The sequence below is a fragment of the Pseudomonas sp. GW821-FHT11G12 genome (assembly GCF_058808055.1).
Window position 1 is genome coordinate 745,968 of the sequence record NZ_JBXARH010000002.1, and the last position, 25,605, is coordinate 771,572.

21 protein-coding genes are annotated in these 25,605 nt (G+C 60.8%); 10 read left to right on the forward strand and 11 right to left on the reverse strand.

Going from position 1 to position 25,605, the window contains the following annotated elements:
* Window positions 1–43 precede the first annotated feature (43 nt).
* From AC1RR7_RS11155 to AC1RR7_RS11200, 10 genes are all read right to left on the reverse strand, one after another.
* The gene (locus AC1RR7_RS11155; RefSeq protein WP_096817887.1) at window positions 44–1,606 is read right to left on the reverse strand and encodes a SpoVR family protein; all 1,563 of its coding nucleotides are present in this window, start codon (window positions 1,604–1,606) and stop codon (window positions 44–46) included.
* A complete protein-coding gene (locus tag AC1RR7_RS11160; protein WP_096817889.1) occupies window positions 1,603–2,874 on the reverse strand; it encodes a YeaH/YhbH family protein in 1,272 nt (423 codons plus the stop codon). Before AC1RR7_RS11160 ends, AC1RR7_RS11155 begins: the two co-directional genes overlap by 4 nt.
* A 206-nt stretch (window positions 2,875–3,080) precedes the next feature.
* A complete protein-coding gene (locus AC1RR7_RS11165; protein WP_096817891.1) occupies window positions 3,081–5,003 on the reverse strand; it encodes a PrkA family serine protein kinase in 1,923 nt (640 codons plus the stop codon).
* Between the two features lie 297 nt (window positions 5,004–5,300).
* Window positions 5,301–5,630, reverse strand: a complete 330-nt coding sequence (glpE, locus tag AC1RR7_RS11170; RefSeq protein ID WP_007959911.1) for a thiosulfate sulfurtransferase GlpE — start codon at window positions 5,628–5,630, stop codon at window positions 5,301–5,303.
* 33 nt (window positions 5,631–5,663) lie between these two features.
* The gene (locus tag AC1RR7_RS11175; RefSeq protein ID WP_102619788.1) at window positions 5,664–6,545 is read right to left on the reverse strand and encodes a symmetrical bis(5'-nucleosyl)-tetraphosphatase; all 882 of its coding nucleotides are present in this window, start codon (window positions 6,543–6,545) and stop codon (window positions 5,664–5,666) included.
* Window positions 6,545–6,925 (reverse strand): Co2+/Mg2+ efflux protein ApaG, encoded by a 381-nt coding sequence (gene apaG / locus AC1RR7_RS11180; protein WP_096817894.1) that lies wholly within the window; start codon window positions 6,923–6,925, stop codon window positions 6,545–6,547. Before apaG ends, AC1RR7_RS11175 begins: the two co-directional genes overlap by 1 nt.
* 113 nt (window positions 6,926–7,038) lie before the next feature.
* The gene (gene rsmA / locus AC1RR7_RS11185; protein ID WP_096817896.1) at window positions 7,039–7,857 is read right to left on the reverse strand and encodes a 16S rRNA (adenine(1518)-N(6)/adenine(1519)-N(6))-dimethyltransferase RsmA; all 819 of its coding nucleotides are present in this window, start codon (window positions 7,855–7,857) and stop codon (window positions 7,039–7,041) included.
* Window positions 7,854–8,843 carry a 4-hydroxythreonine-4-phosphate dehydrogenase PdxA gene (gene pdxA, locus AC1RR7_RS11190; protein ID WP_102619789.1) on the reverse strand — a complete coding sequence of 330 codons (990 nt, stop codon included), beginning with the start codon at window positions 8,841–8,843 and terminating at the stop codon, window positions 7,854–7,856. The genes rsmA and pdxA overlap by 4 nt, the downstream gene beginning before the upstream one ends.
* On the reverse strand, window positions 8,840–10,156 hold the full coding sequence (surA, locus tag AC1RR7_RS11195; RefSeq protein ID WP_146013067.1) for a peptidylprolyl isomerase SurA: 1,317 nt from the start codon (window positions 10,154–10,156) through the stop codon (window positions 8,840–8,842). The genes pdxA and surA overlap by 4 nt, the downstream gene beginning before the upstream one ends.
* Window positions 10,137–12,950: an LPS-assembly protein LptD gene (locus AC1RR7_RS11200; RefSeq protein ID WP_102619790.1), complete on the reverse strand. Its 2,814-nt coding sequence runs from the start codon at window positions 12,948–12,950 to the stop codon at window positions 10,137–10,139. Before AC1RR7_RS11200 ends, surA begins: the two co-directional genes overlap by 20 nt.
* A 130-nt stretch (window positions 12,951–13,080) precedes the next feature.
* Here AC1RR7_RS11200 and AC1RR7_RS11205 point away from each other — a divergent pair, with 130 nt between their 5' ends.
* Genes AC1RR7_RS11205 through AC1RR7_RS11215 form a run of 3 tightly spaced genes read left to right on the forward strand, consistent with a single transcriptional unit; the run spans window position 13,081 to window position 15,537 of the window.
* Entirely contained in the window at window positions 13,081–14,100 is a 1,020-nt protein-coding gene (locus AC1RR7_RS11205) for a phosphotransferase (RefSeq protein WP_273538778.1), read from the forward strand.
* Window positions 14,097–14,768: an N-acetylmuramate alpha-1-phosphate uridylyltransferase MurU gene (gene murU, locus AC1RR7_RS11210; protein WP_102619792.1), complete on the forward strand. Its 672-nt coding sequence runs from the start codon at window positions 14,097–14,099 to the stop codon at window positions 14,766–14,768. Before AC1RR7_RS11205 ends, murU begins: the two co-directional genes overlap by 4 nt.
* Before the next feature lies 1 nt (window position 14,769).
* Window positions 14,770–15,537 (forward strand): TerB family tellurite resistance protein, encoded by a 768-nt coding sequence (locus AC1RR7_RS11215; protein WP_102619793.1) that lies wholly within the window; start codon window positions 14,770–14,772, stop codon window positions 15,535–15,537.
* 50 nt (window positions 15,538–15,587) lie between these two features.
* Here the strand turns inward: AC1RR7_RS11215 and AC1RR7_RS11220 are convergent, their stop codons facing one another.
* Entirely contained in the window at window positions 15,588–16,577 is a 990-nt protein-coding gene (locus AC1RR7_RS11220) for an alpha/beta hydrolase family protein (protein ID WP_493157406.1), read from the reverse strand.
* 73 nt (window positions 16,578–16,650) lie between these two features.
* Between AC1RR7_RS11220 and AC1RR7_RS11225 the strand changes: the two genes are divergently transcribed.
* The 7 genes from AC1RR7_RS11225 to AC1RR7_RS11255 all read left to right on the forward strand — a co-directional run bounded on the left by AC1RR7_RS11225 (window position 16,651) and on the right by AC1RR7_RS11255 (window position 25,524).
* Entirely contained in the window at window positions 16,651–19,050 is a 2,400-nt protein-coding gene (locus AC1RR7_RS11225) for a PAS domain-containing sensor histidine kinase (protein WP_493157408.1), read from the forward strand.
* Window positions 19,051–19,680, forward strand: coding sequence for a response regulator (locus AC1RR7_RS11230; protein WP_003228820.1), 630 nt, complete (start codon window positions 19,051–19,053; stop codon window positions 19,678–19,680).
* Between the two features lie 218 nt (window positions 19,681–19,898).
* Window positions 19,899–21,023 carry an ABC transporter ATP-binding protein gene (locus AC1RR7_RS11235; RefSeq protein ID WP_085667439.1) on the forward strand — a complete coding sequence of 375 codons (1,125 nt, stop codon included), beginning with the start codon at window positions 19,899–19,901 and terminating at the stop codon, window positions 21,021–21,023.
* 48 nt (window positions 21,024–21,071) lie between these two features.
* Window positions 21,072–22,115, forward strand: coding sequence for a polyamine ABC transporter substrate-binding protein (locus tag AC1RR7_RS11240; RefSeq protein WP_096817911.1), 1,044 nt, complete (start codon window positions 21,072–21,074; stop codon window positions 22,113–22,115).
* 67 nt (window positions 22,116–22,182) lie between these two features.
* The gene (locus AC1RR7_RS11245; protein WP_096817913.1) at window positions 22,183–23,430 is read left to right on the forward strand and encodes an ABC transporter permease; all 1,248 of its coding nucleotides are present in this window, start codon (window positions 22,183–22,185) and stop codon (window positions 23,428–23,430) included.
* Window positions 23,431–23,442: 12 nt separating this feature from the next.
* Window positions 23,443–24,267 (forward strand): ABC transporter permease, encoded by an 825-nt coding sequence (locus AC1RR7_RS11250; RefSeq protein WP_096817915.1) that lies wholly within the window; start codon window positions 23,443–23,445, stop codon window positions 24,265–24,267.
* Window positions 24,268–24,375: 108 nt separating this feature from the next.
* Window positions 24,376–25,524, forward strand: coding sequence for an iron-containing alcohol dehydrogenase (locus tag AC1RR7_RS11255; RefSeq protein WP_493157410.1), 1,149 nt, complete (start codon window positions 24,376–24,378; stop codon window positions 25,522–25,524).
* Window positions 25,525–25,605: the final 81 nt, after the last annotated feature.

A 25,605-nucleotide genomic window follows, 5' to 3' on the forward strand; every position in this document is an offset into this window, starting at 1 on the left:
ACAGGATAACCCTTGCGCCGGACTTTCGGAGGCCAGAACGGGATCAAAGATGAATGACGGCCAGATCGAGCCGGCCGTAATCCCCCTCGCCGTGTTCGCTGCGTGGCGGTACATGGTGGGTTTTCATGATCTGGTCGCCCTGCAGGGTTTCCAGATGAATGTCGAAACCCCACAACCGGTGCAGATGCTTGAGTACCTCTTCGGTGGAGTCGCCCAGCGGTTTTCGGTCGTGCTGCTGGTGACGCAGGGTCAGTGAGCGGTCGCCGCGCCGGTCGATGCTGTAGATCTGCACGTTCGGTTCACGGTTGCCGAGGTTGTACTGCGCGGCCAGGGTCTCTCGGATGATCCGGTAGCCGCCCTCGTCATGAATGGCGGGCACCAGCAGATCGTCCTTCTGGTCGTCATCGAGGATGCTGAACAGTTTCAGGTCGCGGATCACCTTGGGTGACAGGTACTGCAGGATGAAACTCTCGTCCTTGAAGCTGCTCATGGCGAACTTGATGGTCGACAGCCAGTCGGTGCCGGCGATTTCCGGGAACCAGCGACGGTCCTCTTCCGTTGGTTCTTCGCACATGCGCCGGATGTCGCGGTACATGGCAAAACCCAGTGCGTAAGGGTTGATGCCGTTGTAGTAGGGACTGTCGAAACCTGGCTGGAACACCACGCTGGTGTGAGACGTGAGGAACTCCATCATGAAACCGTCGGTGACCAGACCCTCGTCGTACAGGTCGTTCATCAACGTGTAGTGCCAGAAGGTCGCCCAGCCTTCGTTCATCACCTGGGTCTGGCGTTGTGGATAGAAATACTGGGCGATCTTGCGCACGATCCGCACGATCTCCCGCTGCCAGGGCTCCAGCAATGGCGCGTGTTTCTCGATGAAATACAGGATGTTTTCCTGTGGCTCGGCCGGGAAGCGTGCGTTGTCCTTGTCGCTGTATTTGTCTGCGCCTTTGGGAATGGTGCGCCACAGGTCGTTGATCTGTTTCTGCAGGTGTTCTTCGCGATCCTTCTGCCGGCGCCGCTCTTCCTCGGCGGAAATCGGGTACGGACGTTTGTAGCGGTCGACGCCGTAGTTCATCAAGGCATGGCAGGAGTCGAGCAGGTCCTCGACCGCATCGATGCCATGGCGCTCCTCGCATTGCATGATGTACTGCTTGGCGAACACCAGGTAATCGATGATCGAGCTGGCATCGGTCCAGGTGCGGAACAGGTAGTTGCCCTTGAAGAAGCTGTTGTGGCCGTAGCAGGCATGGGCCACCACCAGCGCCTGCATGCAGATGGTGTTTTCCTCCATCAGGTAGGCGATGCACGGGTCGGAGTTGATCACGATCTCGTAGGCCAGCCCCATCTGCCCGCGGCTGTAGGATTTCTCGGTGCTGAGGAAGTGTTTGCCGTAGGACCAGTGGTGATAGCCCAGCGGCATGCCGACCGAGGCGTAGGCGTCCATCATCTGTTCGGCGGTGATCACTTCAATCTGGTTGGGATAGGTGTCCAGGGCGTACCCGGCCGCGATCCGGGCAATTTCGCGGTCGTAGGTCTGGATCAGCTCGAATGTCCATTCGGAGCCGGTGGAAATGGGTTGGCGCTTCTGCTCTTTGGCGGTCATGTCACTAACCTGCGCTGGAAGAGTTCACGGAAGACCGGATAGATATCTCCGGCCGAGACCAGCTGCTGCTGGGCAAAAGTGTCAGAAAAGGCTTCGGCGATGCGTTCGTACTCGTACCACAGGGCCTGATGTTCGCGCGGGGTGATCTCTACGTAAGTGTAGTACTGCACAAACGGCATGATCTGATTGATCAGGATGTCGCGGCAGATCGGCGAGTCGTCGTTCCAGTTGTCGCCGTCGGAAGCCTGTGCGGCGTAGATGTTCCATTCGTTGCTCGGGTAGCGCTCGGCCATGATCTCCTGCATCAGTTTCAGTGCGCTGGAAACGATGGTGCCGCCGGTTTCCCGCGAGTAGAAAAACTCTTCTTCGTCCACTTCCCGGGCGCTGGTGTGGTGGCGGATGAACACGACGTCGATCTTGTCGTAGTTCCGCTTCAGGAACAGGTACAGCAGGATGAAAAAGCGTTTGGCGATGTCCTTGGTCGCCTGGGTCATGGAGCCGGAAACGTCCATCAGGCAGAACATTACAGCTTTGGAGCTAGGGTTCGGCTGCTTGATCAGCAGGTTGTACTTGAGGTCGAAGGTGTCGAGGAACGGCACACGGTGGATACGCGCGCTGAGTTTTTCGATTTCGGCTTCGAGATTCTGGATATCGCCGAAGTTGTCCGGTTCTTCGCGTTTCAGGCGGGCCAGTTCTTCCTTGGCTTCGCGCAGTTTGGCGCGGCTGCTGCCGGACAGCGCGATTCGCCGGGCGTGGGCCGAGCGCAGTGTGCGAATGATGTTGATCCGGGACGGGTTGCCCTCGTTGCTGATCCCGGCGCGGACCGTCTTGAAGGTATCGGTGCCGCTCAGGTTGCGTTTGACCAGGTTCGGCAGTTCGAGGTCCTCGAACATGAATTCGAGGAATTCTTCCTGGGTGATCTGGAAGACGAATTCATCCATGCCTTCGCCGGAGTTGCCGGCTTTGCCCGGTCCGCGACCGCCACCGCCGCCCGGTGGGCGGGCGATGTGTTCGCCTGCGGTGAATTCCTTGTTGCCGGGGTGAACCACGGTCTGCTTGCCGCCACGGCCGTGGTGAAGCACCGGTTCGTCGATATCGCGACCGGGAATACTGATTTGCTCGCCGTGCTCCATGTCGGTGATGGAGCGCCGGCTGACCGCCTCTTCGACAGCCTTCTTGATGTGGTCACGGTAACGCCGCAGGAAGCGCTGACGGTTCACCGTGCTCTTGTTCTTGCCATTGAGACGTCGGTCGATCACATAGCTCATGACTGCTCCTTAGAAGCTGTCCTGCAAAGGGGGCGAGCGGTCATGCAGCGTTGAACCGAATGCCAAGGGACGCACACGCTCCCCCAAGCGCTTTGGGTGCTGCCTGAACCTCGCTACCGCCTTTCGAACACCTTCCAGAGGCTTGTGTAGCAGAAAATGCGTACACAAGCCTCGGGCTGACGACAACCGGTCTGACCGGCCGCGGTTTACTGTGATTTTCTGACCCGCAGATACCACTCGGAGAGCAGTCGTACCTGTTTGTCGGTGTAGCCGCGTTCGACCATTCGTGTAACGAAGTCGTTGTGTTTCTGCTGATCCTCTTTGCTGGCCTTGGCATTGAAGCTGATGACCGGCAGCAGATCCTCGGTGTTCGAGAACATTTTCTTCTCGATGACCACCCGCAGTTTTTCGTAGCTGAGCCAGGTCGGGTTCTTGCCGTTGTTGTTGGCCCGGGCGCGCAGTACGAAGTTGACGATTTCGTTGCGGAAATCCTTCGGATTGCTGATGCCGGCCGGTTTCTCGATTTTTTCCAGTTCCTCGTTGAGGGCGACGCGGTTGAGGATCTCGCCGGTTTCCGGATCGCGGTATTCCTGATCCTGAATCCAGAAGTCCGCATACAGCACGTAGCGGTCGAAGATGTTCTGGCCGTACTCGCTGTAAGACTCGAGGTAGGCGGTCTGGATTTCCTTGCCGATGAATTCGATATAACGCGGCGCCAGGTATTCCTTCAGGTAGCGCAGATAGCGCTCGCGGGTTTCGGCCTGGAACTGTTCCTGTTCGATCTGCTGTTCCAGCACATAGAGCAGGTGCACCGGGTTGGCGGCGATTTCATGCGGGTCGAAGTTGAAGACCTTGGACAGGATCTTGAACGCGAACCGGGTCGACAGACCGTTCATGCCTTCGTCGACGCCCGCCGAGTCGCGATATTCCTGGATCGACTTGGCCTTTGGATCGGTGTCCTTGAGATTTTCGCCGTCGTACACCCGCATCTTGGAGTAGATGTTGGAGTTTTCCGGCTCCTTCAAGCGTGACAGCACGGTGAACTGCGCCAGCATCTTGAGGGTGTCCGGCGCGCAATGGGCCTTGGCCAGGGAACTGTTGAACAGCAGTTTGTCGTAGATCTTCACTTCGTCGCTGACCCGCAGGCAGTACGGCACTTTGACGATGTAGATCCGGTCGATGAAGGCTTCGTTGTTCTTGTTGTTGCGGAAGGTGTGCCACTCCGATTCGTTGGAGTGGGCCAGCAGGATCCCGGTGAACGGAATCGCGCCGAGGCCTTCGGTACTGTTGTAGTTGCCTTCCTGAGTGGCGGTCAGCAACGGGTGAAGCACCTTGATCGGTGCCTTGAACATTTCGACGAATTCCATCAGACCCTGGTTGGCCCGGCACAGCGCGCCCGAGTAGCTGTAGGCATCGGCGTCGTTCTGCGGATATTCCTCGAGTTTGCGGATGTCGACCTTGCCGACCAGCGCCGAGATGTCCTGGTTGTTCTCGTCACCGGGTTCGGTCTTGGCCACGGCGATCTGGTTGAGGATCGACGGGTAGAGCTTGACCACGCGGAACTGGCTGATATCGCCGCCGAATTCGGCCAGGCGTTTGGTCGCCCATGGCGACATGATGGTGTTCAGGTAGCGCCGGGGAATGCCGAAGTCTTCTTCGAGGATCGCGCCATCTTCGGTGGCGTTGAACAGACCCAGGGGAGATTCGAATACCGGTGAACCCTTGATGGCGTAGAAAGGCACTCTTTCCATGAGCTGTTTCAGCTTCTCGGCCAGGGAGGATTTACCACCACCGACGGGACCGAGCAGGTAGAGGATCTGTTTCTTCTCCTCGAGGCCCTGGGCGGCATGGCGGAAATACGACACGATCTGGTCGATGCATTCTTCCATCCCGTGGAAGTCTTCAAAGGCCGGATAGCGGCGGATCACCTTGTTCGAGAAGATTCGCGACAGCCTCGAGTTGGTCGAGGTGTCGAGCAGCTCCGGTTCGCCGATGGCCATTAACAGACGTTCGGCAGCGGAAGCGTAGGCGCTACGGTCTTTCTTGCACAGCTCCAGGTACTCTTGCAGCGAGAGTTCTTCCTGGCGTGTGGACTCGAAGCGTTGTTGGAAGTGGCTAAAGATACTCATGACGTCACCTCGCTCGATACGTGGAGCCGACGCCGGATCACTCAGTCGATGCTGGCAAGCAGCCGCTAAGGCAGCTGTTGTTTACCCCCCAGAACCCCTCCGCGATCGACAACCGCGAAAGTCACTCCCGATGACCCGTGCGCCGGTGTACCGGCTCTCCCCTGTTTTGGATGGCCTGGGCTTAAGGATAGTTGGGAATTCAGGAGGTAAAGGCGAGATACGTAATTAGTTGTGGCAGACCGTTCGTCTGCCACCGCGCGAGCCCACGGGAGCCGGGGCTTGCACGTTACAAAAAAATTATTCGGAGGTGCCTTGCGCGGTTTCCGAAGGAAAAGTCGTACGCCACAGCTCGAAGCCACCGTCCATGCTGTAGACGTCGGAGAAGCCCTGGCTCACGAGATACGCCGCGGCACCCTGGCTCGAGTTGCCGTGATAGCAGACCACAACAGTCGGAGCATCGAGGTCGGCCCCCTGGATGAAGGCGTGCAGGGAATGATTGTCCAGATGCTTCGAGCCGCTGATGTGCAGCGCCGCGAATGTGGCTGGGTCACGGACGTCGACCACCACGGCACCTTGCTCGCGCAGGGCCTGGGCCTGTTCCGGGGGGATACGTTTGAATTCGCTCATGGCGGGTTCCTGTGGCTCGGCTGAAAACGCAGTCTAACGCGCAGCGCTGACTGGCGAGGATTCGGTGATCAATGGTGCGACCGGGGGCAGGACGCCGCCGTGTTCGTCGCATTTGCATGACAGCCGTTCAAAGCTGTCGACGTTCATCAGGGTCAGGCTGCCGCCCCACACGCAACCGGTGTCGAGGGCTGAAATGCCGGGTTCATGGACATTGCCTTCCAGCGCCGCCCAGTGGCCGAAAATGATTCGCAGGCCACGGGTCTTGCGCTCCTTGTGCTGGAACCAGGGCTTGTAGCCCGGTGGCGCGGTGTCGAGGCCTTCCTTGCTCTTGAGGTCGAGCTTGCCCTCGGCGGTGCAGAAACGCATGCGCGTGAAATAGTTGGTGATGACCCGAAGGCGGGTGACGCCTTTGAGCTCGCTGTCCCACTTCGCCGGCTCGTTGCCATACATGCCATCAAGGAAGGCCGGGAACAGGTTGTCGTCGCGCAGGGCGGTCTCGACTTCTTCGGCGTACTTCAAAGCCTTGCGCAGCGACCATTGCGGTGCAATGCCGGCGTGCACCATGGCGACTTCACGTTGCTCGTCGTAGTGCATGAGCTTCTGCTGGCGCAGCCATTCCATCAGTTCGGCGCAGTCCGGCGCTGCGAGAATCTCGCGCAGCGTGTCGGACTTCTTCATCCGCTCGATGTTTTTCGCCGCCGCCAGCAGGTGCAGGTCGTGGTTGCCCAGTACGCAGACCAGCGATTCACGCATGCCATAAAGGAAACGCAGGGTTTCCAGCGATTGCGGGCCACGGTTGACCAAGTCACCCACCAGCCACAACCGATCCACTGCCGGGTCGAACGCGACCTGCTTGAGCAGGCACTTGAGCGGTTCGAGGCAGCCTTGCAGGTCGCCGACGGCATACGTCGCCATTAGTGCAGGGCTCCGGGAACGGCGAGGCGGAAGGGTTTGATGATTGCGTCGAAATGCTTGCCGTCGCTGGCGACCATTTCATAGCTGCCCTGCATGGTGCCGACCTTGGTGGTCATGACCGTGCCGCTGCTGTAGGTGTGGCTTTTTCCCGCGTCGATCAGTGGCTGTTGGCCCACCACACCGGCGCCGCGCACCTCTTCGACATGACCGTCGCCATCGGTGATCACCCAATGCCGGGAGATCAGTCGGGCTGGCTGCTCGCCATTGTTCTGCACGGTGATGGTGTAGGCGAAGGCAAAGCGGTCGTGCTCGGGTTGCGATTGGTCTGCCAGATAGTGAGTTACGACACTGACATCGACCTGATAACGAGGATCAGACATGCAAAAGGCCTTAAGGACAAAGCGGAACGCGGGGTGTCGCCGATGGGTTGAGTCTAGGCAAGTATCGGGCAGGAGACCAGAGCGGTGTCCTGCCCGAGCGCAATGCTTGCCTGTCAGTCGGCAGCGGGTGTTGGTGCGGGCTGTTCGGCGAGCTTGTCGGCCAGGCGTACGAATGCCGCCAGATCAAGCTGCTCGGGACGCAAACTGCCATCGACGCCGGCGGCCTCGATTTCAGCGTTGCTCAGCAATTGCTTGAGGGTGTTGCGCAAGGTCTTGCGGCGCTGGTTGAAGGCTTCGCGCACGACGCGCTCCAGCAGGCGATGGTCCTTGGCCGGGTGCGGCAGTACCGCGTGCGGCACCAGGCGGACGATGGCCGAGTCGACCTTCGGCGGCGGGTTGAAAGCACCCGGGCCGACGTTGAACAGGTGCTCGACCCGGCAATGGTACTGAACCATGATCGACAGACGGCCCCAGTCACCACCACCCGGACCTGCGGCGAGACGTTCAACCACTTCCTTCTGCAGCATGAAGTGCATGTCGCGGATGATGCCGGCGTTGTTCAGCAGGTGGAAAATCAACGGCGTGGAGATGTTGTACGGCAGGTTGCCGACCACGCGCAGGCTGTTCGGTGCGGCGTTCAGGGTATTGAAGTCGAACTTCAGCGCATCGCCCTGATGCAGGTTGAAGTTGCTCTTGCCGGCGAACTGCTGGTTGAGGATCGGGATCAGGTCCTTGTCCAGTTCCACCACGTCGAGTTGTGCACCGCTGTTCAGCAGGCCTGCGGTCAATGCACCCTGGCCCGGGCCGATTTCCAGCATCCGGTCGTCAGGCTTGGCGCTGATGGAGCGCAGGATACGGTCGATGACGCCGGCATCGTGCAGGAAGTTCTGGCCAAAGCGTTTGCGCGCCTTGTGTTGGTATTGCTCGGTCATAAACGGGTCTCGGCCATCTGGTAGGCGGTTTCCAGGGCGACCTGCAGGCTGCCGGTGTCGATCTTGCCGCTACCGGCCAGATCCAGGGCGGTGCCGTGGTCGACGGAGGTGCGGATGATCGGCAGGCCCAGGGTCACGTTGACCGCTGCGCCGAAGCCTTTGTACTTGAGCACGGGCAGGCCCTGGTCGTGGTACATCGCCAGCACTGCGTCGCAGTGCTCCAGATATTTGGGGGTAAACAGAGTGTCGGCAGGCAGCGGGCCACGAAGGTCCATGCCCTCGCCGCGCAGGCGCTCCAATGTGGGTTCGATGATGTCGATTTCTTCATGGCCCAGGTGTCCACCTTCACCGGCGTGCGGGTTGAGTCCGCAGACCAGGATGCGCGGTTGGGCGATGCCGAATTTGTCTTGCAGGTCGGCGTGCAGAATTCGCGTGACCCGTTCCAGTCGCTCCGGCGTGATCGCATCGGCGATGTCGCGCAGGGGCAGGTGAGTGGTGACCAGCGCCACGCGCAAACCGCGGGTAGCGAGCATCATCACGACCTGGGCGGTGTGGGTCAGGTCGGCGAGGAATTCGGTGTGGCCGGAAAAAGCGATGCCCGATTCGTTGATCACGCCCTTGTGCACCGGGGCGGTGATCATCCCGGCGAAATCACCGTTCAGACAGCCATTGCCGGCGCGGGTCAGGGTTTCAAGAACGAATGCGGCGTTGGCCTTGTCCAGTTGCCCGGCAACCACGGGGGCGCTGAGCGGGGTGTCCCAGACATAAAGGCTGTTGGCCGGCGCCGGAAGGTCCGGCCATTGACCGGGCGACACAGGCAGCAGACTGACGGCCAGCCCCAGCTGCGCGGCCCGCTCTTGGAGCAGGTCGCGGCTGGTGATGGCAATCAGGGGATGTGGCTGGGCTTGCGAGGCGAGCAGCAGGCACAGGTCGGGACCGATGCCGGCTGGTTCGCCGGGTGTCAGCGCGAAACGCTTGGGTTTCACTGCGCTGCCTGGTCTGCACCAGGGAGTTTGATCTCTACGTACGCTTCGTCACGGATCTGACGCAGCCAGGTTTGCAGCTCTTCATCGTATTTGCGGTTACGCAGTACGGTCATGGCTTGCTGCTCACGGGCCTGTTCGGTGCTGTCAGTGGCGCGACGGCCAAGGACTTCCAGAACGTGCCAGCCGTACTGGGTCTGGAATGGCTTGGACAGCTGACCCTGCGGGGACTTGGCCATCACGGCGCGGAATTCCGGTACCAGTGCGTTCGGGTCGATCCAGTTCAGGTCGCCGCCGTTGAGGGCAGAGCCTGGGTCTTCCGAGTATTTCTTGGCCAGTTCAGCAAAATCTTCGCCGGCCGAGATGCGGTTATACAGCGATTGAACCAGTTCCTTGGTTTTCGCTTCGTCACGGACCGGACTTGGCTTGACCAGGATATGGCGCACATGCACTTCGTCGCGCATCTGGCTTTCGCCGCCGCGTTTTTCCAGCAGTTTCAGGATGATGAAACCACCCGGAGTGCGTGCTGGCTGAGTGATTTCACCCGGCGACATGCTGCTCAGTTCGCGGTCGAACGGCGGTGGCAGTTGAGCAGCTTTACGCCAGCCCATGTCGCCGCCTTCCAGAGCGTTGTCGCTGCCGGACTTGGCAACGGCCAGTTGACCGAAATCAGCGCCTTGCTTGAGTTGCTGGTAAACCTCCATCGCCTGACGTGCGGCGCTCTGAATTGCTTCAGAGTTGGCGCTTTCCGGGGTCGGGATCAGGATGTTGGCCAGGTGCAGCTCTTCGGACAGTTGCATCTTGCCCAGGTCGGAGGCGAGGAAGTTCTTCACTTCCTGCTCCGATACCTGAATGCGTTCTGCAACACGGCGCTGACGCACGCGGCTGATGACCATTTCCTTGCGGATCTGCTCACGGGCGCCTTCGTAACTCAGGCCGTCGTGAGCCAGGGCTGCGCGGAACTGATCGACAGTCATGTTGTTGCGCTGGGCAATAGTGCCGACAGCCTGGTTCAGTTCTTCATCGGTGATGCGAATACCGGAACGTTCGCCGATCTGCAGTTGCAGGTTTTCGACGATCAGGCGCTCGAGCACCTGTTGATCCAGTACGCCCGGAGGCGGCAAGCCGCCACCGCGCTTGGCGATGGTTTGCTGAACTTCGTGGACGCGTTGATCCAGCTGGCTCTGCATGACCACGTCGTTGTCGACGATGGCCACCACTTTATCGATGGACTGCACCGCGGCGTTGGCCGCGGTACCCAGGAACAGCGCGCCCAGCATCAGCGGGCGCAGACAATCAGAAAGCTTGGTCTTCACGTTGACGATAACCTTGGATGCCTTTGTCGAGGAAGCTCTCTACCTTGGCGCCAGTAAGGCCGCCGAGTCCCTTCAGAACAATTTGTAGGAAGACGCCGTGGTCGCCTTTTTCGTTTTGCGGAGCTTCCTGACTGAACTCGTCGTAGGAAACCCAGTAACGGTTGATCAGGCGCAGTTTCCAGCAGCAGTTGTCGTACTCGAAACCACCGAAGGCTTCCAGTGTACGGTTGCGGTTGTAGTCGTACTGCCAGCGGCTGATTGCGCTCCACTGTGGAACGATCGGCCAGATGACCGAGAAGTCATGCTGCTGGATCTTGTAGTAGTCCTTCACGTAGCCAGGCTGGCCCGGGGTGCCGTAGTCGCCACCACCCACCGACCATTTGCCGGTGTTCTGGTCGTAACGAACCTGGTCGTTGCGATAGCGATAACCGAGGTTGACCACCTTGTTCGGGTTGTCTTCAGGCTGGTAGTGGAACATCGCGCTGCCGGAACGTGGGCTGCGGCTGTCCGGATCCCAGTTGTAGTCGGCAGTGGTGCGCCAGTCGCGGTTCCAGCGGTATTCGTATTCCAGCGCATAAGGCGAAACGTTGGAATGCGCATCGTCGCGGGTCTTTGGATCGATACCTGGCAGTTGGACTTCGCGATCCTTGAAGTACAAGGCCTGGCCGACACTGATGCGTTGACGTTCGAAACCGTCGTCTTCGATCCAGCGGCTGGTCACACCCAACGAAAGCTTGTTCTCGTCGCCGACCCGGTCGGAACCGGAGAAGCGGTTGTCTCGGAACAGCGAGGCATAGTTGAAGGTGTATTCGCTGGTGTCGAACACTGGAATGTCTTCCTGATCCTTCTCCGGTACATAGAGGTAGAACAGGCGCGGTTCCAGGGTCTGGCGGTAGTTTTTGCCAAAGTACGACGTGTCGCGGTCGAAGTACAGGCCGCTGTCGATGCTGGCGATCGGCACGCCACGGCTCTGGTTGCTGCCAAAATTACCGTTGACGTATCGGGTGCCGTTCGCTGCTGCGAATGCCTTCTGGACAATGATGTCGTCTTTGCCCTGGCCGTCCAGGTCCAGTTGGTACTGGGTGTACTGGTACTTGAGCGATGGCTTGAGGAAACCATACGTCCAGTTCATCGGCAGGCTGACGCCAGGCTTCAGATTCAGGCGATCGCCGTTGGCACGAGCCAGGCCGGTCACGTTGGTATCCAGGCGCGGCGAGACGGTGCCGTCTTCGTTGACGAAGTCACCGGTTTTCAGATCGCGGTCAAAGCGAACGAGTTCGGTCTCGTAATCGAAGTTCAGGCCTTCCGGGTGGTACGGCAGTTTGCCATTGAAGGTGATCTGCGGCAGGCGCCCGTAAGGTGTGATGTTCGAAACGGTTGCCAGCTGATATTGCTGAGCATTCAGGATGGCGGTGTAGTTATCACCACGGTAGGCAACCAGACCCTGCTGATTCACGAAGTCCTGGCTCTTCACACCGATCTGGTCGGTGGTCAGGTCCTGGAAGTAGTACGGATCGCTGATCTTGGTGTAGTCAACCTGGGTGTACACGCGGGAGTCCAGGCCACCCTTGTGTTGCCAGTTGTACATGTAGCGATTTTTTTCGTAATCGGTCTGCTTGCTGCGATCGGTGTCTTCGTCGTTGAGGTACGCGGCGCCGAACTGACCTTCGCTGGATTTGGTCAGGTAACGGAATTCGCCTTCCACCAACATGCCGCGCTTGCTCATGTAGCGCGGGTACAACGTGGCATCGTAGTTCGGCGCCAGGTTGAAGTAGTACGGGGTGACCAGCGTGAAGCCGGTGTCGCTGCCGGTGCCGATGGTCGGCGGCAGGAAGCCCGACTGACGACGGTCGTCGATCGGGAAATAGATGTACGGGGTGTACAGGATCGGAATGTCCTTGACCCGCAGTGTCACGTTGGTCGCGGTACCGAAGCCGGTGGCAGGGTTCAGGGTGATGTTGTTGCCCTTGAGCTGCCAGGCGTTGCTGTTCGGTTCGCACGTGGTGTACGTGCCGTCCTTCAAGCGGATGATCGCGTTCTCGGCGCGCTTGGCGTACAGCGCGTTACCGCGGATGCGCGACTTGTGCATCACGTATTCGGCGTTGTCGACTTTCGCTTCACCGGTGTCGAGCTGCACATCGGCGTGGTCGCCGACGATCAGCGCGCCATTGTCGCGGATGCGCACGTCGCCCTTGAGTTCGGCGCGGCTTTCGGCCTGGTAGAGGCTCGCTTCCTGGGACTCGACCTGCATGCTGCCCTGACGCAGAACCACGTCACCGGCCAGCGTGCCGACCTGATCTTCGGTGTTATAGCGCGAGGCTTTCGCGCCGATGAAGGTCGGAGCGTCACTTTTATTCGTCTTGTCATTCATGCCAGGACGAATTGGTTCGATATAGGAACCAGAGCAGTAAGGACCTGTCTCGGCCAGTTGGGCGGCGGTGAGCTTCTCGCGCGGAACCCAGTCGAGGTGACTGTAGTCTTCGCTACGGGATTTCAGGCCGCGGCCCTTGGACTCGGTGACCAGCACGGGTTTGGGACCGGAGTCCGAAACGCTGCCGTTCTCGGCCGGGGTTTCGCCGGTGGCGCTGACAGCACTGCCGTCATGCACCGGACGCGGTGGCAATGCAGCCGCCGACGTCTTTGGCGAACAGGCCCAACCGCCCGTAGCCGAGACGGCGCAGTCATACTGCTCGGCGGCGACAACGAATGAACTGGCCAGAGGTTGCATAGCCAGCAGACTGCCGGTTACCAACAACGGAAATTTTTTACGAAACGCGGGGGATTTCAATGCCATCTTATTAGTCCGGGCTTCCTGCGTGCCATCTGCCCGCGGTGTGGGCCGCACGCCTCTCGATGGTCTGAAAAAGATGCTGGATAATAAAGCATGACCCGCTTGACGGCTAGCGCCGTCGGAGACCCTTGCAATGCCTGACCAAGATGTACGCTTGCAACACCTGAAAGTTTGGCTCGATGAGCAGTTGGCAACCCTTTTTGCCGATCAGGGCTGGGGTGTCGTACCCCCGGCCACGTTGACTGCGGCCAGCAGCGACGCGAGTTTCCGCCGTTATTTCCGTTGGGAAGGCGCCGGTCGCAGTTTCGTCGTGATGGACGCACCGCCGCCCCAGGAAAACTGCAAACCGTTCGTGGATATCGCCTTTTTGCTGGCGAAATCCGGAATTAACGTGCCGAAAATTTATGCCGAGGACCTCGAGCGCGGATTTCTTTTGCTCAATGACCTGGGCAACAAGACCTATCTCGACGTGATCGACAGCGAAAATGCCGATGCATTGTTCAGCGATGCCTTGCAGTCGCTGCTGGCATTTCAGCAGTTGCCGATGGTGGCACCGCTGCCGAGTTATGACGTCGCACTGTTGCGTCGCGAGCTGGAACTGTTCCCCGAGTGGTACGTGAAACGCGAACTGGGTGTGGAATTCGACGCCACGCAACAGCAGCAGTGGCAGCAGGTCAGCGATCTGCTGATCGACAGCGCGCTGGCACAGCCCAAAGTGCTGGTGCACCGCGACTACATGCCGCGCAACCTGATGCTCAGCGAGCCGAACCCCGGCGTGCTGGATTTCCAGGACGCGGTGTACGGCCCGGTGACCTACGACGTGACCTGTCTGTTCAAGGACGCCTTCCTCAGTTGGCCTGAAGAACGCGTACGTGGCTGGCTGGAAAACTACTGGCAGCAGGCGACAGCGTTGAACATCCCCGTGCAGCCGGACTTCGAAGACTTCCTGCGCGCCAGCGACCTGATGGGCGTGCAACGTCACCTCAAAGTCATCGGTATCTTCGCCCGCATCTGTCACCGCGACGGCAAGCCGCGCTACCTCGGCGATGTGCCGCGCTTCTTCTCCTATATAGAAGCGGTGATCGCACGCCGTCCGGAATTGGCGCAACTGCAGGCATTGCTGGTCAGCCTGCGTGGCGGAGTGACTGCATGAAGGCAATGATTCTGGCGGCCGGCAAAGGCGAGCGCATGCGCCCGCTGACCCTGACCACCCCCAAACCGCTGGTGCGTGCCGCTGGCGTACCGTTGATCGAGTACCACCTGCGTGCCCTGGCGGCGGCGGGTTTCAGCGACATCGTGATCAACCATGCCTGGCTCGGTCAGCAGATCGAAGATTACCTGGGCGACGGTTCGCAATTCGGCCTGAGCATCCGTTACTCGCCCGAAGGCGAACCTCTGGAGACCGGTGGCGGTATCTTCCGCGCCTTGCCGTTGCTCGGTGACGAAGCGTTCCTGGTGGTCAACGGTGACATCTGGACCGATTACGACTTCAGCGTGCTGCACCAGCCGATCACCGGGCTGGCGCATCTGGTGCTGGCGGACAATCCGGCCCATCACCCGACGGGCGATTTCTGTCTGGTCGGCGACCAGGTGCAGGACGGGCAACCGGAGACGGCGACCCTGACCTACAGCGGCATCGCTGTGCTGCACCCGCAATTGTTCGATGGCTGCACGGACGGCGCCTTCAAACTGGCACCGTTGCTGCGCAAAGCCATGGCGGACGGGCAGGTGAGCGGTGAGCGACTGAAAGGCCACTGGGTCGATGTCGGTACGCACGAGCGTCTGGCTGAAGCCGAAACCTTGATAGAAGCGAGTCGCTGATATGTTGTGGCCAGGGACTCTGATTGGAGCCGGAGCGGGTTTTGCTATCGCCAGCATTCCGGGGGCCATGCTTGGGGCTTTGTTGGGGCAGGCGCTGGATCGGCGCCTGCATTTGCAGAGCTGGGGGCATTTGCGGGAAAAACTCGGCGGCCAGCCGATGCTGCGCAACGACGAGTTGTTGTTCGTCTTGCTCGGGCGTCTGGCCAAGAGTGACGGGCGGGTCACCGACGGTCATATCCAGCAGGCGCGTCAGGAGATGCGCGCGCTGGACATGAGCGAGCCGGCGCAGCGCCGGGCCATTGCCGCGTTCAATCGCGGCAAGTCCGGCGGGGATCGCCTGCGCGGTTATCTGCGGCGTCTCAGCGCTCAGCCCCATGCGGCCGAAGGCGTGTTGCGCGCTTGTTGGCGGATGGTCTGGGCCGATGGCCGGGCCGGCAGCAGCGAGCGCGAACTGCTGGCGCAATGGGGCAAGTGGCTGGGCTGGACGACTCACCAGATTCAGGCGCTGGCAGCGGATTACGAGCCGAACAAGCGCCCGATCGTCAGCGCAGCGGTGAGTTATCAGGATGCGATGCGCCTGCTCGGCGTGTCGGCGACCAGCGAACCGGCACAGATCAAACGCGCCTATCGTCGCCTGCTCAGCCGCCATCATCCGGACAAGGTGGCCGGGACCGGTGCGACGGCTGCCCAGGTACTCGAGGCAACTGAAAGAACTCGCGACTTGCACAATGCCTACACATTGATTCGCGAGCGGCGGGATTTCCGCTAGACGAAAAAAAAGATCGCAGCCCAGGCTGCGATCTTTTTTTGTGCGGTCGGTCAGTCCGGGGTTTGCGGATTCAACCAGCCGCGAACCCGGCGGAACAATTGTTCCTGCTCGGCCTTGTTGTCGGGCAACGCCTTGAGCGCGACCTGGCTGAACGCCGACGTCTTCAAGCGCTTGCTGGCCTGCAAACGCGCCAGTGCGGCGTTGCGATCCAGCAGCTTGTCCGTATAGAAGATATCGGCGGTCGGCAGCTTCAGCAGTGGCGTCAGTTCTGCCAGTTCAGGCTTGGCCTTGGGTGGTACTTGCGCGGCGACCATCACCAGTTTTTCCACTTGTGCCGTCTGCTTTTCGTTCAGGAAACGCGCGGCCCAATAGGCACCGGTGCCGTGCCCGAGCACCACGATGCTGTGCGCGCCTTGCTGTTCGGCGTAGGCAATCGCTGCGTCGATGCGGGCGATGATTCGTTCGGCGTCGGCCTTGGCCTGTTCTTCGGTGGTTTCGGCGACGACCTTGTCCGCCACATCCGCTTCACCGCCAGCGGCTTGCTCGATCGGTTCGGCAGTGGTCGAATCCTTGCTGCCTGCATCGGCGGTTTTCGGCGCTGCGGGTGCTTCGATCACGCGCGGTGCGATGGCATCGCTTTGCAGGTCGGGCAGGGTGATACTCAGGCTGTTCCACTCGACGTCCGGCAATTTGCGCCGCAGCGGGCCGATCGCCTGGGGCCAGTCAGCGGTTTCACCGGCGCCGGGGATGAGGATCACCACGCCTTTGGGATCGGCCGTGTTGGCCGGTTTCCACAGCGCGAGGAATGTATCGCTGCCGGCCTGCAACTGTTGCTGTTCCTGGGCCGGGACTTTGCGTTCGAGTGCCGAGGCTTCTTCCTGACTACGCTCAAGCAATGGCTGGCGTTCGACCGGTTTTTCTTCGGCGGGTTTTTCCGCTGCTGCGGCGGGTGCCGGATCGGCGGCTTCGACGGAAAACGCACAAGGCAGGATCAGCGACAGGCACAATGCTGGCATTGCCAGGCGAGAGACAGGGGGCATCGGTTATTCCAGGCCAGAAAGTATCCCGGCAGCCTAATGGGTTGGTCAGAATTTGTCAGTGTATGGGATTTCAATGATGCGTTTTTGCTGCCTGTGGGTTATCGGCTGTCTGGCGTTTCCCTTGATGGGGTGGGCCGCGCCTGCGCCGCCGAGCCATGTTGCGCAGTTGTCGGCGGGCCAGCAACAGTGGCTGACCCAGCACAATGAATTGCGCGTCGGCCTGATTCTTCAGGCACCGTACGCGCAATACGACCGGCGCTTGCAGCGGCTGTCCGGGGCCAATGTCGAATTGATGAAATGGATGGCCAAGGCCCTCGATATCGAACTCAGCTGGCGCAACTTCCCCGATCTGGAACAACTTGAAGCCGCCGCGCGGGACGGCGAAATCGATATTGCGCCGGGCCTGACCCAGACGCCCGGCTCGCTGCGTCTCTGGCAGTTTTCCGATCCCTACATGCGCGTGCCGCAACTGGTGGTCAGCGACCAGAAAGTGAGCAGTTCGGTCGAACTGGAAAAACTCGACAGCCAGGCCCGGGTAGCCGTGCGCATGCCCAGCGTCACCGCCGATTACTTGCGCGGCAACTATCCCCATCTGAATCTGCAAGGCGTGCCGCTGGAGCGTCAGGCGTTGCAGTTGCTGTTGAGTCAGCAGGCGTCTTACGCGGTGGTGGACGAAGCGCAATTGGGGCGGCTGTCGACAGAACCGGAGTTTGCCGGGCTGGTCGTGGTCGGCGACATTGGTCTACCGCAGCTGCTGCGGGTCGCCACCCGTCGTGACTGGCCGGAGCTGGCCGGGATTGTCGAAAGTGCCTTGCGGGCGATCCCGGCAAAAGATCTGGAGCGCCTGCACACCCAATGGCTGCAACCCAAGTACCCGCGGCTTTCGGAGTCGCCGGGGTTCTGGCAGAACCTGAGCCTGTTGTTCGCCGTGTTGCTGCTCAGTTGTGCGGCAATCGTCTTCTGGCAGCGGCGCCAGCAACACAGCCTTGAACAACGCCTGCTCGCCGCCCGGGAAGACATCGCCCTGCGTGCCGCCAGCGAAGAAGCCCTGCGCCTGACCCAGTTTTCCATCGATCAGAGCACCGTCGGCATCCTCTGGGTCAACTGGGACAGCCACGTGCGCTACGCCAACCGCGCGGCGGAACACATGCTGGGTTATCCACAGGGCGCGCTGATCGAACGACCGCTGATCGACTTCGAACCCGGCTTGCACATGGACCGCTGGCTTAACCTGTGGAAACGCGCCCGGGCCAGTGAAGAAGGGCCGCTCAGCTTTGAAACGAGTTGTGTGCGGGCGGATGGCAGCATCCTGCCGGCGGATGTGTCGTTGAGTTTTCTGCGCTTTCGCGACAGCGAATATCTGGTGGTTTATCTCACTGACGTCACCGAACGCCGGCGGGCCCTGGCCGCGTTGCAGGAAAGCGAGGCGCGCTTGCAGGGCATCGCCGCCAACGTGCCGGGGCTGGTGTTCCGCCTGGAGCGGGCGCCGGTGACCGGGCAGATCGACTTTGCCTACATCAGTGAGGGCAGCGAAAGTCTGGTGGGCTACGCGCCGGCCGCCATCGCTCATCGCGACATGGGCCTGCGCAGCCTGGTGCACCCGGACGACAAGGCCGGTTATCACCAGACTCAGGACCGGGCGCTGGACACCGACAGCGACTGGTCGTGGCAGGGGCGGATCCTGACGCGGCAGGGCGAACAGCGCTGGGCCGAGATCAAGGCCATCACCCGGCAACTGGAGGACGGCGCCTACGTCTGGGACGGCATCGTCTGGGACATCACCGAAAGCAAGCGCATCGAACTGGAACTGGCGGCATCGCGCGAACAACTGCGCGAGCTGTCGGCGCATCTCGAAAGCGTGCGGGAAGAGGAAAAAGCACGCATTGCCCGCGAGGTTCACGATGAGCTGGGGCAGATGTTGACGGTGCTGAAACTGGAGACATCGATGTGCGAACTGGCCTACGCGCAACTCGATCCGGGTCTGAACGAACGCCTGAACAGCATGAAACGCCTGATCGCCCAGCTGTTCCAGTTGGTGCGCGATGTGGCGACGGCATTGCGCCCGCCGATCCTCGATGCCGGGATAGCCTCGGCGATCGAGTGGCAGGCCCGGCGATTTGAGGCGCGCACGCAGATTCCGTGTCTGGTGCAGGTGCCGGACAATCTGCCGCCGCTGAGCGATGCCAAGGCCATTGGCCTGTTCCGCATCCTTCAGGAAGCGCTGACCAACGTCATGCGCCATGCCCAGGCGCATACTGTGGAACTGACGCTGGCGCTCGAAGGCTCCGATTTGTGTCTGACAGTCAGCGATGATGGCGTAGGATTTGTCGCCGCTGCGGGCAGGCCGACGTCCTTTGGACTGGTGGGCATGCGTGAGCGGGTGTTGATCATGGGCGGGCAGTTGTCACTCGACAGCGAACCGGGCGAGGGCACCACACTGAGCGTGCGGGTGCCATTGGATGAGGAGAAGTAAGTGATCCGTGTACTGGTAGCCGAAGACCACACCATCGTTCGCGAAGGCATCAAGCAATTGATCGGCCTGGCCAAGGATCTGCAAGTGGTGGGGGAGGCGAGCAATGGCGAGCAGTTGCTTGAAACCCTGCGCAGTGTGCCGTGCGAGGTGGTGCTGCTGGATATTTCCATGCCCGGGGTCAACGGGCTGGAAGCGATTCCGCGTATCCGCGCACTGAACAATCCGCCGGCGATTCTGGTGCTGTCGATGCACGACGAAGCGCAGATGGCCGCCCGGGCGCTGAAGGTCGGCGCCGCCGGGTATGCGACCAAGGACAGCGATCCGGCGCTGTTGCTGACGGCGATTCGCAAGGTCGCGGCGGGCGGGCGCTACATCGATCCGGAACTGGCCGACCGCATGGTCTTCGAAGTCGGCCTGACCGATACACGACCGCTGCATTCGTTGTTGTCCGAACGCGAATTCTCGGTATTCGAGCGCCTGGCCCAGGGCGCCAACGTCAACGACATCGCCCAGCAACTGGCCCTGAGCAGCAAGACCATCAGCACCCACAAGGCGCGACTGATGCAGAAACTCAACATCACATCACTCGCCGAGCTGGTGAAGTATGCGATGGAACACAAGCTCCTTTAACCCGCATATCCAATAGCGACAGGTGCTTTTACCGGTTCCTGCGGCTTGAACCTCAGGGCTCGCACCTGACGTGTCCAAACGCGCCATCCTTGTAGGGCAATCCCTACCCCCGGTCTTCCATCCGGCTGAGGCGATTCTCTCCTGCGCCCCGATTTGCGTGACTGCAAGCAGCCACTAGGCTTAATCCCACAGCAGTCATCAATAACAAAGGTGTGGGTATGAGCCAGGTCGAATCAAACGCAGGGGCCAGTGATGTGCTGGTCAGCTTTCGTGGAGTGCAGAAGAGCTACGACGGCGAGAACCTGATCGTCAAAGACCTCAACCTGGACATCCGCAAGGGCGAGTTCCTGACCCTGCTCGGGCCGTCCGGCTCCGGCAAGACCACCAGCCTGATGATGCTCGCCGGTTTCGAAACACCGACCGCCGGTGAAATCCTCCTGGCCGGGCGAGCGATCAACAACGTGCCGCCGCACAAACGCGACATCGGCATGGTGTTCCAGAACTACGCGCTGTTTCCGCACATGACCGTGGCCGAGAACCTGGCGTTCCCGCTGACCGTGCGCGGTCTGAACAAGAGCGACGTCAGTGACAAGGTCAAGAAAGTCCTGAGCATGGTGCAGCTCGATGCCTTCGCTTCGCGCTATCCGGCGCAGTTGTCCGGCGGCCAGCAACAACGTGTGGCGCTGGCCCGTGCGCTGGTGTTCGAGCCACAACTAGTGCTGATGGACGAACCCCTCGGCGCCCTCGACAAACAGCTGCGCGAACACATGCAGATGGAAATCAAACACCTGCACCAGCGCCTCGGCGTGACCGTGGTCTACGTGACCCACGACCAGGGCGAAGCCCTGACCATGTCCGACCGCGTTGCTGTATTCCATCAAGGTGAGATCCAACAGATCGCCCCGCCGCGCACCCTCTACGAAGAACCGAAAAACACCTTCGTCGCCAACTTCATCGGCGAAAACAACCGCCTCAACGGTCGCCTGCTCAGCCAGAGCGGCGAGCGCTGCGTGGTCGAGTTGGGGCGTGGGGAAAAGGTCGAGGCGCTGGCGGTCAACATCGGCCAGACCGGTGAACCGGTCACCCTGTCGATCCGTCCGGAGCGCGTCAGCCTCAACGGCTCGAGCGATCAATGCGTCAACCGCTTCTCCGGGCGGGTGGCCGAATTCATCTATCTGGGCGACCACGTCCGGGTGCGCCTGGAAGTCTGCGGCAAGACCGACTTCTTCGTGAAACAACCGATTGCCGAGCTCGATCCAGCGCTCGCAGTCGGCGACGTGGTTCCGCTTGGCTGGCAGGTCGAGCACGTTCGTGCACTCGACCCACTTCTAGAGGCGCATTAATCGCCCCGGCAATACCAACACCAACCCTGCACGTGGAGAGAACAATAAATGTTGAGATCCCTGAAGTTCACAGCCCTGACCCTGGGCCTGATGGGTGCGGCAAGCGCAATGGCCGCTGGCCCGGATCTGACCGTGGTGTCGTTTGGCGGGGCGAACAAGGCGGCGCAAGTCAAAGCCTTCTACGCACCGTGGGAAGCAGCAGGCAACGGCAAGATCGTCGCCGGCGAGTACAACGGTGAGATGGCCAAGGTCAAAGCCATGGTCGACACCAAGAGCGTGTCCTGGGATCTGGTAGAGGTTGAATCGCCGGAACTGTCCCGTGGCTGCGACGAAGACATGTTCGAGCAACTCGATCCTGCGCTGTTCGGCAAGACCGAAGACTACGTCAAGGGCGCGATCCAGCCGTGTGGCGTGGGCTTCTTCGTGTGGTCGACCGTGCTGGCCTACAACGCCGACAAGCTGAAAACCGCACCGAGCAGCTGGGCGGACTTCTGGGACACCAAGAAATTCCCGGGCAAGCGCGGCCTGCGCAAAGGCGCCAAGTACACCCTCGAATTCGCACTGATGGCCGACGGTGTTGCGCCGAAAGACGTCTACAAAGTGTTGGCCAGCAAAGATGGTCAGGATCGCGCATTCAAGAAACTGGACGAACTCAAGCCAAGCATCCAGTGGTGGGAAGCCGGCGCCCAGCCGCCGCAGTACCTCGCCTCCGGTGACGTGGTCATGAGCTCGGCCTACAACGGCCGGATCGCGGCGGTGCAGAAAGAATCCAACCTGAAAGTGGTGTGGAACGGCGGCATCTACGACTTCGACGCATGGGCCATCCCGAAAGGTCTGGACGCCAAGCGTGCGGAAGCGGCGAAGAAATTCATCGCCTATTCGGTGCAACCGCAACAGCAGAAGACCTATTCGGAAAACATCGCCTACGGCCCGGCCAACACCCAGGCTGTACCGCTGCTGGCCAAGGATGTCCTGAAAGACATGCCGACCACTCCGGAAAACATCGCCAACCAGGTGCAGATCGACGTCAGCTTCTGGGCTGACAACGGCGAGCAACTGGAGCAGCGCTTCAATTCCTGGGCTGCGAAGTAAGGCGTGATGCCTACGCGGCGTCACCCCAAGGGTGACGCCGTCATTCAAAAGATTTCCGGAGTACGTCATGGCTATCGCCGTTCCCCTGAACGAGGGCAACAGCCCCACCTTGAAGCAGCGGCTCAAGCACGCCGAGCGGGTCAACCGCTGGAAGGCCCAGGCGCTGATCGCGCCGCTGGTGCTGTTTCTGTTGCTGGTGTTCCTGGTGCCGATCGTGGCGCTGCTCTACAAAAGCGTCGGCAATCCGGAAGTGGTGGGCGGCATGCCACGCACCGTGGCAGCCATTGCCAGTTGGGACGGTCGCGGACTGCCTGCTGAACCGGTCTACAAGGCCGCCGGCGAAGACCTCGCCGAAGCTCGCAAAAACCAGACCTTGGGCGATCTGTCCAAGCGCTTGAACATGGAGTTGGCCGGCTATCGCAGCCTGCTGACCAAAACCGCCCGTTCGCTGCCATTCGCCAGCGAGCCGACCTCTTATAAAGAAGCGCTGGAAGGCCTCGACGAGCGTTGGGGCGATCCGGCCTATTGGCAAGCGGTGAAGCGCAACACCAGCAGCATCACCCCGTTCTACCTGTTGGCGGCGGTGGATCATCGCATCGACGATCTCGGCGAGCTGGCCCCGGCCACCCCGGATCAGGCGATCTACCTCGACATCTTCGCCCGGACCTTCTGGATGGGCCTGATCATCACCGTGATCTGCCTGGTGCTGGCCTATCCATTGGCGTACCTGTTGGCCAACCTGCCGTCGCGTCAAAGCAACCTGCTGATGATTCTGGTGCTGCTGCCGTTCTGGACCTCGATCCTGGTACGAGTCGCCGCGTGGATCGTGTTGCTGCAATCCGGTGGATTGATCAACAGCGCGCTGATGGCAATGGGCGTGATCGATAAACCGCTGGAGCTGGTGTTCAACCGTACCGGGGTTTACATCTCGATGGTGCACATCCTGCTGCCGTTCATGATCCTGCCGATCTACAGCGTGATGAAAGGCATCTCGCCGACCTACATGCGTGCCGCGATTTCCCTGGGTTGCCATCCGTTCGCCAGTTTCTGGCGGGTGTACTTCCCGCAGACCTATGCCGGTGTTGGCGCCGGTTGCCTGTTGGTGTTCATTCTCGCCATCGGCTACTACATCACCCCGGCGCTGCTGGGCAGCCCGAACGATCAGATGGTCAGCTACTTCGTCGCGTTCTACACCAACACCAGCATCAACTGGGGCATGGCCACTGCGCTCGGCGGGCTGTTGCTGCTGGCGACCGTGGTGCTTTATCTGATCTACAGCTGGCTGGTGGGCGCCAGTCGCCTGCGCCTGAGCTAAGGGGAGTTTGAAATGCTGAGTCCTTATATGTCGCCCGTCGAGCGGGTGTGGTTCTACAGCTTGCGGATCCTCTGCGGCTTGATCCTGTTGTTCCTGATCCTGCCGGTGCTGGTGATCGTGCCGCTGTCGTTCAACTCGGGCAGTTTCCTGGTGTACCCGCTGCAAGGTTTTTCGCTGCACTGGTATCAGGACTTCTTCGCTTCGGCGGAATGGATGCGCTCACTGAAGAACAGCATCATCGTCGCCCCGGCCGCGACCGTGCTGGCAATGGTCTTCGGCACGCTGGCGGCCATCGGCCTGACCCGTGGCGACTTCCCCGGCAAGGCGCTGGTGATGGCGCTGGTGATTTCGCCAATGGTGGTGCCGGTGGTGATCATCGGTGTGGCCAGTTACCTGTTCTTCGCGCCGCTGGGCCTGGGCAACAGTTTCTTCTCACTGATCGTGGTGCACGCGGTGCTCGGTGTGCCGTTCGTGATCATCACGGTGTCGGCAACATTGCAGGGGTTCAACCATAACCTGGTGCGGGCGGCGGCCAGCCTCGGTGCTTCGCCACTGACCACGTTCCGCCGGGTGACCTTGCCGCTGATTGCGCCGGGGGTGATTTCCGGTGCGCTTTTCGCCTTCGCCACCTCGTTCGATGAAGTGGTGGTGACGCTGTTCCTTGCCGGCCCTGAGCAAGCGACGCTGCCTCGGCAGATGTTCAGCGGGATTCGCGAGAACCTGAGTCCGACGATTGCGGCGGCGGCGACTCTGTTGATTGCCTTCTCGGTGATCCTGCTGCTGACTCTTGAGTGGCTGCGTGGGCGTAGCGAGAAACTGCGCACCGCTCAGGTCTGACGACTGCACGATCCGGGTTGTCTGCCATTCATGCGCTGAATGACAGACAACCCGAATTCCCCAGCTACGCTTGTGCTCAGCTCCCACATCTATAAGAGGCTGCGCACGATGAGTCTTTCCTCGTTCAAGATTGCTCACAAACTGATCACCGGCGCCGGGGCCATCGAGCAGCTGGCGGCCGAGCTCACACGGCTGGACATCGACAACCCGCTGATTGTCACCGATGCCGCGCTGGTCAAGTCCGGCACGGTGCAGTTGGCACTGGCGCAGATCGGCGAGCGCGAGTACGAAATCTTCGACCGCGTGTTGCCGGATCCGGAAATCGCCATCGTCGAAGACTGCATGCGCGTCTACCGCGAGGGCGGGCATGACGGGTTGATCGGCCTCGGTGGCGGCAGTGCCATCGACATCGCCAAGAGTGTCGCGGCGTATGCCGGTTATCACGGTGCGCTGGAGGATCTGTTCGGCGTCGATCAGGTGCCGCGCAAGGGCCCGCCGCTGATCGCCATCCCGACCACGGCCGGCACGGGTTCTGAAGTGACCAACGTCGCCATTCTTTCGGACAAGGTCGCGCAATTGAAGAAGGGCATTGTCAGCGATTATCTGTTGCCGGACGTGGCGCTGGTCAGCCCGCAAATGACCCTGACCTGTCCGCGCGGCGTCACTGCCGCCAGTGGTGTCGATGCGCTGGTGCATGCCATTGAGTCCTATCTGTCGCTGAATGCCTCGCCGATCACCGATTCGCTGGCGATCGGCGCGATCAAGCTGATTGCCCGGTCATTGCCCAAGGCCTACGCCAACCCATCCAACCTGCAGGCGCGGGAAGACATGGCCACCGCCAGCCTGATGGCCGGCATGGCGTTCGGCAATGCCGGGGTTGGCGCGGTGCATGCGCTGGCGTATCCGCTGGGCGGGCGTTTCAACATTGCCCACGGCGTCAGCAATGCGCTGTTGCTGCCGTATGTGATGACCTGGAACAAGATGGCCTGCGTCGAACGGATGCAGGATATCGCCGAAGCCATGGGGGTGAAGACCGCTCATCTGAGCCTCAATGAAGCGGCGGACCGTGCCGTCACGGCGATGACCGAACTGTGCGCAGCGGTGGACATTCCGCAGGGTCTGCGCAGTTTCGGCGTGCCCGAAGAGGCGATTCCGGCCATGGCGGTAGAGGCTGCAGGCATCGAGCGCCTGATGCGCAACAACCCGCGCAAGCTCAGCGCTGCCGACATCGAGAAGATCTACCGGGCGGCGTACTGAGAATCCGCCGGTCATCGGTCATGGCACAACCCAATCATCGCGGTCACGGTGCGCGCGCGGAAACTTGAGGTATACAATGCG